Source organism: Sorangium sp. So ce1153 (genome assembly GCF_051521595.1).
In the GTDB taxonomy this organism is placed as follows: domain Bacteria; phylum Myxococcota_A; class Polyangia; order Polyangiales; family Polyangiaceae; genus Sorangium.
Map to the genome: position 1 here is coordinate 7592908 of NZ_CP150361.1, position 11649 is coordinate 7604556.

Genomic DNA, 11649 nt, shown 5'->3' on the forward strand with positions numbered 1-11649 from the left:
GACCATGACCCTTGTTGCGAGTCAATGCGCTTCTCGCGATCGACTCTCCGTCGAGACCGCTCCCCGTCTCCCGGCAAGACCCACCCTTCCCTCCGAGACCACCTCCGGTCTCGTGGCGAAGGGTACCCTCTCCCCCCGCGACCATCTCCCGTCTCCCGGCGAGACCCCACCTTCCCTTCGAGACCACCTCCGGCCTCGAGGCAGAGGGCCCGGTCTCCCCCCACCACGCTCTCCCGTCTCCCCGCGAGACCCCACCCTGCCTTCAAGCCCCCTCCTTATAGCCCCCTCCCTTCACCTGCCCTCCCCTTCCGCCGTCGAGAACTTGCCTTCTCCCTCTCGGCATTCGAATCCCCGATGACACGCGCGCTCGCAGCGCATAGCTTGCGAAAATGGCCAAGACCAAGACCACATCGAAACGGAAGAACCCCCAGCCGTCTGTGTCTGCACGCCAGCTCTTCACCACCTCTGACGCGAACGAGGCTTACCGCCACTTCCTGCCGCTGGTGCAGGCGGAGGTCCCGGCCGAGCGCGCCGAGATCTGCCGGCTCTCGGTCGAACTCGTCCGCGCCAACGTCGATCGCGGCGTGAGGGCGATCCGCCCGCGGCTCGACCTCGTCCGCGAGAAGCTGCCGCTATGCCCGATCGACGACGTGCTCGAGCTCCCGAGCCTCGCGCTCGGGCTCGTCGCGGCCGCGGGGCGCATCGTGACGGCGGCGAGCGAGCGCGAGATCGACGCGCGCCTGGAGAAGTTCCGCCCGATGCGCGACCTCACGCTGCGACAACTCGAGATCTTCGCGGAGCTCAAGCTCGTGCCCAGACAGCGTGTCGCCGCCATCCGCCGCGGCTCGGGGCCGGTCGACAGCGCCCGCGACGGCGTCGATATCGCCGGGATGTTCCACGAATTCGCGGAGCCCCTCGACGGCAAACACCCGTTCTCGCCAGACTACCTCTCTGCCATGGCCGAGCACGCCAGCTGGCTCCTCGTCCAGCTCAGGCCCCGCGGCGCCCAGCAAAGGCCCTCCGAGCGCTCGCCCGAGGCCGTCGCCCGCGACCAGTTCTGGACCGTCATCCACCAGCGCCACGATCACCTGCGGGAAGCGGGCGTCGCGGTGTTCGGCCTGCGCCAGCTCGACGCCCACGTTCCGCCGATCGGCGCCCGCATCCCGCCCTCGGCCGCGCCGCCGACCGGCACGGCGAAGCCGGGCAGCGCCGGCCCCGCCCCCGCCGCCGCGCCCGAGCTCACCACCGGTCCCTGACCGGCGCTACCCCGCGCGCCGCCGTCTCATCGCCCCGCGCCACCTCACCGCCCCGTAGCAGCAGCCCCCCCGCCATCCGGCTTTCCGCCCGAACGCTCGGAGGCCTTGACCTCCGGGCCGGGCGTGGCCGCCGCGCCCGGCTTCACCTCGCCAGGGAGGCACATCGACATCCCCTCGCTGTCCGAGACCCGCTCGCACGCGGACAGGCTCGCCGGGCAGTCCGCCGCGCTCCCGCAGCGAACCGAGCAGAACCCCGGCCTGTCCGTCTGCCCGGCCCGGTGCAGACACCGGCCGTGCTGGCACTGGGCCGCCGTCATGCACTCCGCGCCGAGGGCCAACCCCATCGGCTTGCTGCACTCGCTGCCCGGACGATCCTGGCGCGCTCGACACACGTAGCCCGCCCCACATTCCCTGTCGGCCTGGCACGTCTTCGAACAGACGCCCCCGATGGCAGCGCACACCGCCGACGCGCACTCCTCGTCGCGCGCGCACGCCTCGCCGAACGCCTTCGTCGCTGCCCCGCCACCCCTCGCGGGGTCGTCGCAGCCCGCCGCGGCGCCGAGCAACCCGAGCGCCCCCGCGAGCGCGATCGCGAGCGCCCCGCCGTGCACGCCGTCCCGCCTCGCCCCCCGCTCGCCCTCGACCATCGACGCCCCTCTCCCAGCTCCGCGCGCCGCAGGCCGCGCTCTTCCCAGCTCCGCGCGCCGCAGGCCGCGCTCTTCCCAGCTCCGCGCGCCGCAGGCCGCGCTCTTCCCAGCTCCGCGCGCCGCAGGCCGCGCTCTCGCCCGGCGACGCCGCCGCGCTCTCGCCCAGCGACGCCCCTCCCGCCGCGCCCTCCGAAGCCGCAACGCCAGCGCCGCTCGTAGCACAGCCGCGGCAGGACGCGAGGCGCGCTACCGTCATCGGCGGAGTACGCCGACCTCTCGGAAACCTCCCCGACACGTCGCGCAGCCCACCAGCGAGCGCCGGATCCGACTAGAGTGCGCCGCCATGGCCAACCCGATCGACGTCGATCCTACCCGTCAGAGAGAAACCCCCGCGCCGCGAGAAACGTCCGCCCAGCGAGAAGCCCCCGCCGCGTTCTTCCGCGGCAACCCGGCGCCCGACGCCCGCACCGGCATGCACCCGGTCGCCCTGCGCCGCGCCTTCGCCGACCACCTCCACTACTCGCGCGCACGGGAGTCGCTGACCGCCACGCCGTTCGACAGGTACGTCGCCCTCGCCCTCTCGGTGCGCGACCGCCTCGTCGACCGGTGGACCAAGACGCAGCACACGTACTACGAAAAAGACGTCAAGCGCGGCTACTACCTGTCGGCGGAGTTCCTCCTCGGCCGGGCCCTCGTCGCCAACCTGCAGGCGCTCGACATCTACGACAGCTACAAGGCCGTGCTCGGCGAGCTCGGCCTCGACCTCGACGACCTCGTCGAGCAGGAGCCCGACGCCGGGCTCGGCAACGGCGGCCTCGGGCGGCTCGCCGCCTGCTTCCTCGACTCCATGGCCACCATCGGCCTGCCCACCTACGGCTACGGCATCCGCTACGAGTTCGGCATCTTCGAGCAGGTCATCCGCGACGGCTACCAGGTCGAGCGCGCCGACGAGTGGCTCCGCTTCGGCAACCCCTGGGAGATCGAGCGCCCCGAGCACGCCGTCCCGGTCTCGTTCGGCGGCTACACCGAGCGCATCCCCGACAAGCGCGGCGGCTTCCGCGTCATCTGGCGCCCGTCCGAGCAGGTCGTCGGCGTCCCCTTCGACACGCCCATCGCGGGCTACCAGTCGAACACCGTGAACACCCTCCGGCTGTGGTCCGCCCGCGCGGGCGAGGAGTTCGACTTCGAGCTCTTCAACGCCGGCGACTACGTGCACGCCGTCCACGAGAAGAACCAGTCGGAGGTCATCTCGAAGGTCCTCTACCCCAACGACAACTTCGACAAGGGCAAGGAGCTGCGTCTCCGCCAGGAGTACTTCTTCGTCGCCTGCTCCATCGCCGACATCGTGAACCGCTACAACCGGGTCCACCCGGACTTCTCGCGCTTCGCCGAGAAGAACGCGATCCAGCTGAACGACACGCACCCCGCCATCGCCATCGCCGAGCTGATGCGCGTCCTCATCGACGAGCACCTCGTCAACTGGGAAGACGCGTGGAAGCAGACGGTCGGGGCCTTCGGGTACACGAACCACACGCTGCTGCCCGAGGCGCTCGAGCGCTGGCCCGTCGCGCTCTTCGAGCGGCTCCTGCCGCGCCACCTCGAGATCATCTACGAGATCAACCGGCGGTTCCTGCGCGAGGTCATGGACGCCCACCCGCAGGACCACGACCGCGTGGCGCGGATGTCGCTCATCGAGGAGGGGCACGAGCGCCACGTGCGCATGGCCCACCTCGCGGTCGTCGGCTCGCACTCCGTGAACGGCGTGGCCAAGCTCCACTCCGAGCTCGTGAAGCGCGACCTGCTCCGCGACTTCCACGACCTCTGGCCCGAGCGGTTCAACAACAAGACGAACGGCGTGACGTTCCGGCGGTGGCTGCTCGCGTGCAACCCGGCGCTCGCCGCGCTCGTCACCGAGAAGGTCGGGCCGAGCTGGGTGACGGAGTTCGAGCGGCTGCGCGAGCTCGAGCGCCACATCGACGACCCGGAGTTCATCGAGCGGGTCGCCCAGGTCAAGCGCGAGAACAAGGCGGCGCTCGCGAAGATCATCGGGCAGGAGCTCGACATCACCGTCGACCCCGCCTCGATCTTCGACGTCCAGATCAAGCGCCTCCACGAGTACAAGCGCCAGCTCCTCAACGCGCTCCACATCGTCGCGCTCTACCTGCGCCAGAAGCGCGGCGAGCACGTCGCGCCGCGGACGTTCATCTTCGGCGCCAAGGCGGCCCCCGGCTACCGGCAGGCGAAGCTCATCATCAAGTTCATCCACGCCGTCGCGTACGTGGTGAACGGCGACCGGCGCCACACCGGGCTGCGCGTCGTGTTCATGCCGAACTACCGCGTCTCGCTGGCCGAGCGCATCATCCCGGCGGCGGACGTCTCCGAGCAGATCTCGACCGCGGGCATGGAGGCGTCGGGCACCGGCAACATGAAGCTCGCGCTGAACGGCGCCCTCACCGTCGGCACGCTCGACGGCGCCAACATCGAGATCCGCGACGCGGTGGGCCCGGAGAACTTCTTCCTCTTCGGCCTGACCGCCGACGAGGTGATCGCCCGCCGCCACCAGCACTTCGAGGGGCGCGACGCCGTCGCGGCCGATCCGGAGCTCCGCGAGGTGATCGACCTCATCTCGTCGGGCTTCTTCTCCCCGGAGTACCGGGAGCTCTTCCAGCCCCTGCTCGACCGGCTGCTCGGCCGGGACGAGTACATGATGCTCGCGGACTTCAAGGCCTACGCGGCCTGCCAGCGCGAGGTCGAGGCGGCCTACGCCGACCGGAAGAGCTGGCTGCGCAAGTCGACGCTCAACATCGCCCGCGTGGGCGAGTTCTCCTCCGACCGCACGGTGCGCGAGTACGCGCGCGACATCTGGGGCCTCACGCCCGTCGAGATCGACGTCGGCGGCGCCATGTCGCTGGTGTGACCGCGCCCGCGCCGTCCCCCCCGGCGGCCTGCCCGCCGGGGGACGGCCGCGCCCGCGCGCATGCGCGCACGTCACGAGGACGTCGCATGCCGGGCGAACCCGACCGTCGCCCCCGGGCGGGCACGCCCTGCCTCCCCCCGTCTCCCTGACCTGACCGTCAAAACGCGGACGGAAAATCCCGCCCCCCACGCGTGCAGAACCCACTCCGGCGGAGCATGCTTCCGGGGTGGGAGAGTTTCTCGTCGGCCGCTCGCCGGGGCGGGGCTCTTGCTATCCTTCCCGACGGATTTATGCCGAACGATCCTGAGGAAAGAGAAGACAAGCAGGGCGACCTCGCGACCGAGCGTGAGCGGAAGGTCGAGAAGCCCCGCCGCTACAAGGTCGTGTTCCACAACGACGACTACACGACGATGGAGTTCGTCGTGCTCGTCCTCATGAAGTTCTTCCACCGCACCGAGACGGAGGCCACGCACATCATGCTGAGCGTGCACCACCGCGGCCACGGGGTCGCGGGCGTGTACACGAAGGATGTCGCGGAGACCAAGGTCGCCCAAGTCCAGGACTTCGCCAAGGAGCACGGAATGCCCCTTCGGTTGACCGCCGAGCCGGAATGACCATGCGCATCAGCCCCGAAGTTGAGATCGCCTTTTCGCTCGCCACCCGGGAGGCCTCGCGCCGCCGGCACGAGTTCGTCACCATCGAGCACCTGCTCTACGCGCTGCTCTTCGACGAGGAGACGGCCGAGGTGCTGCGGCACGCGGGGGGCGACACCCCGCTGCTGAAGAAGAAGCTGGAGCGCTTCCTCGACGAGGAGATCGAGGCGCTGCCGGAGGACGCGGACACCAGCCCGACGCTCTCGCTCGGGTTCCAGCGCGTGGTCGGCCGCGCCGCCATGCACGTGCAGTCCTCGGGCAAGAAGGAGCTCAAGGGGGCGAACGTGCTCGTCGCGCTGTTCGCCGAACGCGACTGCCCGGCCGTGACGATCCTCGGCGAGCAGGGCGTCAGCCGCTTCGACGTCGTGAACTACATCTCGCACGGCATCTCGAAGACGGGCCAGGACGACAGCCTCCGCGAGGAGGCGTCGGACGAGGGCGGCGAGCCCGGCAACGCGCAGTCGATCAAGGATCCGCTCGCCGCGTTCACGATGAACCTCAACAAGGAGGCGGCCGAGGGCCGCATCGATCCGCTCGTCGGCCGCGAGAACGAGGTCGCCCGCACGATCCAGGTGCTCGCGCGGCGGCGGAAGAACAACCCGCTGCTCATCGGCGACGCCGGCGTGGGCAAGACGGCGATCGTCGAGGGGCTCGCGCAGCGGATCGAGAAGAAGGACGTGCCCGCGCCGCTCAAGGACGCGACCGTCTACGCGCTCGACATGGGCGCGCTCCTCGCCGGCACAAAGTACCGCGGCGATTTCGAGAACCGGCTCAAGGCCGTGCTGCGCGCGCTCGAGAAGCAGCCGGGCTCGGTGCTCTTCATCGACGAGATCCACACGATCATCGGCGCGGGCGCCGCGAGCGGCGGGACGATGGACGCCTCGAACCTGCTCAAGCCCGCGCTCGCGTCGGGCCGCCTGCGCTGCATCGGCGCGACGACGTTCCAGGAGTACCGCGGCCACCTCGAGCGCGACAGCGCGCTCGCGCGGCGCTTCCAGCGCATCGAGGTGACGGAGCCCTCGGTCGACGAGACGACGCAGATCCTGCGGGGCCTGCAGAAGCGCTACGAGGAGTTCCACAAGATCACGTACACGGCCGACGCGGTCGAAGCCGCGGCCAAGCTGTCCGCGCGCTACCTCCAGGACCGCCGGCTGCCCGACAAGGCGATCGACCTGCTCGACGAGGCGGGCGCGGCGGCGCGCCTGCGCCACGGCGACGGGTACACGGTCGAGACAGCGGACATCGAGCTCGTCATCGCGAAGATGGCGCAGATCCCGCCGCGCCAGGTGTCGACGTCGGACAAGGCGCAGCTCAAGGATCTCGAGCAGTCGCTGCGCTCGGTGATCTTCGGGCAGGACGAGGCGGTGAAGCAGCTCTCGTCCGCGATCAAGCTGTCGCGCGCGGGGCTCCGGGCGCCGGAGAAGCCGATCGGCTCGTTCCTGTTCTCGGGCCCGACCGGCGTCGGCAAGACCGAGCTCGCCAAGCAGCTCGCGAAGGCGCTCGGCATCGGCTTCCTGCGGTTCGACATGAGCGAGTACCAGGAGCGGCACACCGTCTCCCGGCTCATCGGCGCGCCGCCCGGCTACGTCGGGTTCGACCGCGGCGGCCTGCTCACGGAGGCCGCGGCGAAGACGCCGCACGCGGTGCTCCTGCTCGACGAGATCGAGAAGGCGCACCCGGACGTGTTCCAGGTGCTGCTCCAGGTGATGGACCACGGCACGCTGACCGACAACAACGGCAAGAAGAGCGACTTCCGCCACATGGTGCTGATCATGACGAGCAACGTGGGCGCGCGGGAGCTCGCGCAGGCGCGGGTCGGCTTCGGCGAGCGGGGCACGGCGGGCGACGACGACAAGGCCTACAAGAACACGTTCAGCCCGGAGTTCAGGAACCGGCTGGACGCGCGCATCATGTTCCGGCCGCTCGATCCGTCGGTGATGGGGAGCATCGTCGACAAGTTCATCGGCGAGCTCGCGGCGATGCTCGCGGACCGGGCGGTCACGGTGGAGGTGACCGATCGGGCGCGGGCCGAGCTCGCGACGCGCGGGTACGATCCGGCGAACGGGGCGCGGCCGCTCGGGCGCGTCATCGAGAACGAGATCAAGCGGCGGCTCGGGGATGAGCTGCTCTTCGGGGCCCTCGAGAACGGAGGGAACGTCGCCATCGACTTCGAAGGGGACGACTTCACGTTCAAGTTCTCGGCGGCCTCGGCGGCTAGCGGCGGGGACGCGGAGAAGGCGAAGACCAACGGGGCGGCGGTGGAGCCGGCGCCCGCCGGCTGACCCACGGGCAACGGAGCCAGGGAGGAGGGGGTGCCCGTGCGCGTGGGCGGCGGGGCCCCCTCCCACGAACTCGCGCCTTGTAGAAGGCTATTGCCGCACGTACGGGAGAGTCGGTCCGGCAGGGATCGCTGCGATGCGGGCCGGCGCTCGGGTTCGTGGGGCCCTACCCCGCCGCCCACGCGCACGGGCACCCCCTCCTCCCTGGCTCTTTCCATGGGAAGAGCGGGCTTTCGGAGGGGTTGGGGGTCAGTTCAGCGAGTGGGGCATCGCGAGGGTGAAGGACGCGATCTCGGCGTCGAAGACGCGGCCGTCAGGGCGGTGCATCTGGTAGGTGCCGCGCATCGTGCCGCGAGGGGTCTCGAGGACACAGCCGCTCGTGTACTCGAAGTGCTCGCCAGGCTTCAGCGAAGGCTGCTGGCCGACCACCCCAGGCCCTCGCACCTCCTCCACCTTCCCGCTCCCGTGCGTGATGATCCAGTGGCGGGTCCGCAACTGCGCGGGCTCGGTGCCCTCGTTCGCAATCCGCACCGTGTAGGCGAAGACGTAGCGATGCTCCGTCGGGGAGGACTGCGTGGGGACGTACACCGTCGAGACGGTGACCCGGATGCCCTGCGTGATGGCCGTCGACACAACCACGCACTGCCACCGCTGCGCCGCGCGCACAAGGGCCCGGCCGCAACGGGGACGCCGGGAAGAGGCGGCCAGGTCGGCGGAGAGCCGGCGTTGACAGCCTCCAGGCTCATCCGCAGGTTTCGAGGAACCTTGGGTCAACGAACCGTGGAGGAACCCGCCGTGGGCGAACAAGACAGTATGGGTGTCCGATGTGCTGAAGGCGAACGGTTCGTCCCGATCGCGATCCTGCCGCCGACCCGCGGCGAGAGGGCGGCGATGATCCAGAACAGCGATGCCCCCGGCGGAGAGGGAGAAGGTCACGGGCTCGGGATCACGGCGATCGGGCCCGTCATGCCGGAACGCAAGGTCCGCGAGTGGGCCCTCGTCCTGCAATCGAGCGAGCTTTGGCACGCCGTGCGGTACACCCAGGCAGGCTGGGTGCTCCTCGTGCGCGACGAGGACTACGCCTTCGCCGCAAGCTCGATCGATCGGTACGAGGCGGAGAACCGCGACTGGCCCCCGCGCCGCCCGCGCGAACGCCCGCGCCACCCGCCGTCCATGGTCGCAGGCGTCGCGTTCGCCGCGCTCGCCCTCTTCTTCTTCCTCGTCACCGGCCCCGCGAGCGGCGGCGGGCGCCTGTTCCAGCGCGGCGCCTCCGTCGCCGACCTCGTCATCGGGCCCGAACCGTGGCGCGCGATCACCGCGCTCACGCTGCACGCCGACTCGGCCCACGTGCTCGGCAACATGATCTCCGGGACGGTGTTCGCCTCCGCCGTGCAACGCCGCCTCGGGCCGGGCGGCGCGGCGCTCGCCGTGGTCGCCTCGGGCGCGATCGGCAACTTCGCGAACGCGCTCTGGCACCACAGCCTGGGCCACCACCACGCGTCGATCGGCGCCTCCACCGCGGTGTTCGGCGCGATCGGCCTGCTCGCCGCCACGCAGCTCATGCTCGACCGCGCGCACGACAAGGACAGCGGCGAGAAACGCCACCTCCTCCAGCTCGTCGCGCCGCTCGTGGGAGGCGTCTCCCTGCTCGGCGCCCTCGGCGCGAGCCCGCGCGCCGACCTCGGCGCGCACGTCTTCGGCCTGATCAGCGGCGCCGCGATCGGCGTCGTCGCCGGCCTGTCGCTGCGCAAGCACGCCACGACGAGCCGCACGAGCCGCCCCCTCGTCCAGGTCGCGCTCGGCGCCACCGCGGCAGGGCTCGTCCTCGGCGCGTGGCAGCTCGCGCTCCGCGCCTGACCGCGCGCCCTCAGCCGGCCGGCCAGATCCCCACCGTGCCGCCCACCCACGTCAGATCCCGGTTCTGATCGACCCCGAGCATCCTCCCGCGCGAGAGCCGGGCCAGGTTGAGCACGAGCGAGAGCTCGGGCTCGCCCGGCGCGCGCAGGAACATCATCCGGACCTCGGCCTTCACCCCGCTCCCGTCCGGCATCAGGAGCGCCGGCTCGTACGCGATCTTCTCCTGGAGCAGCCACCGCGAGCGCTCGGCCTCCGGGATCGCGGCGATGTGCTCGGGCGTGACGTCGACCTTCACCCCGGAGCCCGCGAAGGAGAACAGCGGCTTCAGCACGTAACGCTCGAGATCCGCGGGCACGCGCTCGATCGCGTCCAGGGTCCGCGCGCGCGGGACAGCGGGGTGATCGATGTAGGGCAGCGTGTACTTCGACCAGGTCCAGTACCAGTTCGGGTGCGAGCACCACGTGACGTCGAGCGGCTCGTCGTACCGGAACGGGAGCTCGACCCGCTTCGACTCGAGCTCGTCGAAGACGACGCGGTTGTACAGGCGGCGGACCTGCACGAGCCGGCCGCCCACGCGGCGGAACAGCCGGTCCTTCTCGCGGACGAGCGCCGTCGGGCAGACGGCGTCGACGCCGACGAGCTGCTTCGTCGCCACGAAGTCCGGGTAGGTCTTCTGCCGCTCGGGGTGGAGGTCGAGCAGCACCACCGACTCCTCGGGCTCGCCCGCGAGGATCGCGCGGCGCAGGTGCGCGACGACGTCGTCGCGGCTCCGCCCGCCGAAGCAGCACGTCCAGCGCCGGTCGAGCCCCGGCACCCCGGCCAGCACCTCGGCCACGATCTCGGTCTGCACGAGCATGAGCGCGTAGAGCGACGGGAACGCCTGCAGCTCGACCACCTTGCCCTCGAGCGCGCCGTCCGGGCCGCGCACGATCGCGAAGTCCACCTGCGCGCAGCTGGGCAGCGCGTCCATCCCGGGGACGTCGAGGTGCGCAGGGATCGCGCGCTTCATCTGCTCGATCAGCGCGGGGCTCGAGATCTGCCGCACGATCTCCGTCGCGGAGCGCTCGAGATCCGCGCGCAGCCCGGCCGGCAGGAACAGCGGCGTCTCGGCGACGCGGAACGGGATCGAGCACCCGAGCCGCCGCTCGAGGCGGCCCAGATAGTCCGCGTAGGTCGCCGGCCCGAAGGCAGCGTTGAAGGCGCGCCGGAAGGTGGGTTCCATGAATTTTGGTGGTATCACGGCGACGGGCGCGGCTGCACGACCCGACCGCGCGCCCACGCGACCACCCGCCGCGAGGGAAGCGCCAGCGCCGGTCCGATCCGGCTTGAGGCGCCGGGCGCGGAGACTAAAGTCGCCGCGAACCCCCGCCGAGGCCCGCCACGATGACGATGACAAAGCTCCGCTCCGCCATGGTCCTGCCGCTCGTCGCCGCGCTCGCCGCGGCGTGCTCGAAGACCCCCGAGCCGACGGCCACGTCGGCGCCCGAGCCGCAGGCGGCGAGCAAGCCCGCCGCGCCCGCCCAGACGACGCCCGCCGCCCCGAAGGCGCCGGCCGCCGGTCAGCAGGCAGCCGGGGCCGAGCTCGCCTGGGACGCGCCCGCGAGCTTCGAGAGCGCGCCGAACCCCAACTCGATGCGCAAGGCCACGTACAAGATCAAGCGCGCGGCGGGCGACGCCGAGGACGCCGAGCTCAGCGTGAGCCAGGCCGGCGGCAGCGTCGACGCGAACATCACGCGCTGGGTCGGCCAGTTCTCCGAGAAGAGCGACGACGCGCCCAAGCGCAGCGAGCTCAAGGTGAACGACATCAAGGTCACCGTCGTCGAGGTGAAGGGGACGTTCGCCGGCTCCGGGATGCCCGGGATGCCCGCCGGCTCTCCGAAGCCGAACCAGGCGCTGCTCGGCGCGATCGCGGAGACGCCCTCCGGCGAGCTCTGGTTCTTCAAGCTGACCGGCCCCGAGAAGACGGTGACCGGGGCGCGCGCCGACTTCGACAAGCTCCTGAACAGCCTGCGCGTGAAGTGACCCGGCCGCGGGGCGCGT

The 11649-nt window shown here is 71.1% G+C and carries 9 protein-coding genes; 6 read left to right on the forward strand and 3 right to left on the reverse strand.

The annotated features are described in order from the left end of the window. Positions 1–389 precede the first annotated feature (389 nt). A complete protein-coding gene (locus WME85_RS27315) occupies positions 390–1256 on the forward strand; it encodes a hypothetical protein (RefSeq protein WP_437825299.1) in 867 nt (288 codons plus the stop codon). A gap of 44 nt (positions 1257–1300) precedes the next feature. Here the strand turns inward: WME85_RS27315 and WME85_RS27320 are convergent, their stop codons facing one another. Next, entirely contained in the window at positions 1301–1903 is a 603-nt protein-coding gene (locus tag WME85_RS27320; RefSeq protein WP_437825300.1) for a hypothetical protein, read from the reverse strand. Positions 1904–2246: 343 nt separating this feature from the next. On the opposite strand from WME85_RS27320, the gene WME85_RS27325 reads away from it, so the two are divergent. The 3 genes from WME85_RS27325 to clpA all read left to right on the forward strand — a co-directional run bounded on the left by WME85_RS27325 (position 2247) and on the right by clpA (position 7755). After that, positions 2247–4820, forward strand: a complete 2574-nt coding sequence (locus tag WME85_RS27325) for a glycogen/starch/alpha-glucan phosphorylase (protein ID WP_437825301.1) — start codon at positions 2247–2249, stop codon at positions 4818–4820. Positions 4821–5110: 290 nt separating this feature from the next. Next, complete coding sequence (clpS, locus tag WME85_RS27330; RefSeq protein WP_436619475.1) at positions 5111–5434, forward strand: ATP-dependent Clp protease adapter ClpS; 324 nt, start codon at positions 5111–5113, stop codon at positions 5432–5434. After that, positions 5431–7755: an ATP-dependent Clp protease ATP-binding subunit ClpA gene (gene clpA / locus WME85_RS27335; protein ID WP_437301966.1), complete on the forward strand. Its 2325-nt coding sequence runs from the start codon at positions 5431–5433 to the stop codon at positions 7753–7755. The genes clpS and clpA overlap by 4 nt, the downstream gene beginning before the upstream one ends. 246 nt (positions 7756–8001) lie before the next feature. Here clpA and apaG read toward each other — a convergent pair whose 3' ends face one another. Beyond that, a complete protein-coding gene (gene apaG, locus WME85_RS27340) occupies positions 8002–8385 on the reverse strand; it encodes a Co2+/Mg2+ efflux protein ApaG (RefSeq protein WP_044965505.1) in 384 nt (127 codons plus the stop codon). A gap of 180 nt (positions 8386–8565) precedes the next feature. Between apaG and WME85_RS27345 the strand changes: the two genes are divergently transcribed. Next, positions 8566–9609 (forward strand): rhomboid family intramembrane serine protease, encoded by a 1044-nt coding sequence (locus WME85_RS27345; protein ID WP_437825302.1) that lies wholly within the window; start codon positions 8566–8568, stop codon positions 9607–9609. 10 nt (positions 9610–9619) lie between these two features. On the opposite strand, the gene WME85_RS27350 is transcribed toward WME85_RS27345, so the two are convergent. After that, a complete protein-coding gene (locus WME85_RS27350) occupies positions 9620–10831 on the reverse strand; it encodes a hypothetical protein (RefSeq protein WP_437825303.1) in 1212 nt (403 codons plus the stop codon). A 161-nt stretch (positions 10832–10992) separates the two neighbouring features. Between WME85_RS27350 and WME85_RS27355 the strand changes: the two genes are divergently transcribed. After that, positions 10993–11631, forward strand: a complete 639-nt coding sequence (locus WME85_RS27355; protein ID WP_437825304.1) for a hypothetical protein — start codon at positions 10993–10995, stop codon at positions 11629–11631. Positions 11632–11649 lie beyond the last annotated feature (18 nt).

Coding starts and splice junctions, on each gene's coding strand:
- WME85_RS27355 (WP_437825304.1), top strand. CDS start 10,993: ATGACGATGACAAAGCTCCGCTCCGCCATGGTCCTGCCGCTCGTCGCC.
- WME85_RS27320 (WP_437825300.1), bottom strand. CDS start 1,903: ATGGTCGAGGGCGAGCGGGGGGCGAGGCGGGACGGCGTGCACGGCGGG.
- clpA (WP_437301966.1), top strand. CDS start 5,431: ATGACCATGCGCATCAGCCCCGAAGTTGAGATCGCCTTTTCGCTCGCC.
- clpS (WP_436619475.1), top strand. CDS start 5,111: ATGCCGAACGATCCTGAGGAAAGAGAAGACAAGCAGGGCGACCTCGCG.
- WME85_RS27345 (WP_437825302.1), top strand. CDS start 8,566: ATGGGTGTCCGATGTGCTGAAGGCGAACGGTTCGTCCCGATCGCGATC.
- WME85_RS27315 (WP_437825299.1), top strand. CDS start 390: ATGGCCAAGACCAAGACCACATCGAAACGGAAGAACCCCCAGCCGTCT.
- WME85_RS27325 (WP_437825301.1), top strand. CDS start 2,247: ATGGCCAACCCGATCGACGTCGATCCTACCCGTCAGAGAGAAACCCCC.
- WME85_RS27350 (WP_437825303.1), bottom strand. CDS start 10,831: ATGGAACCCACCTTCCGGCGCGCCTTCAACGCTGCCTTCGGGCCGGCG.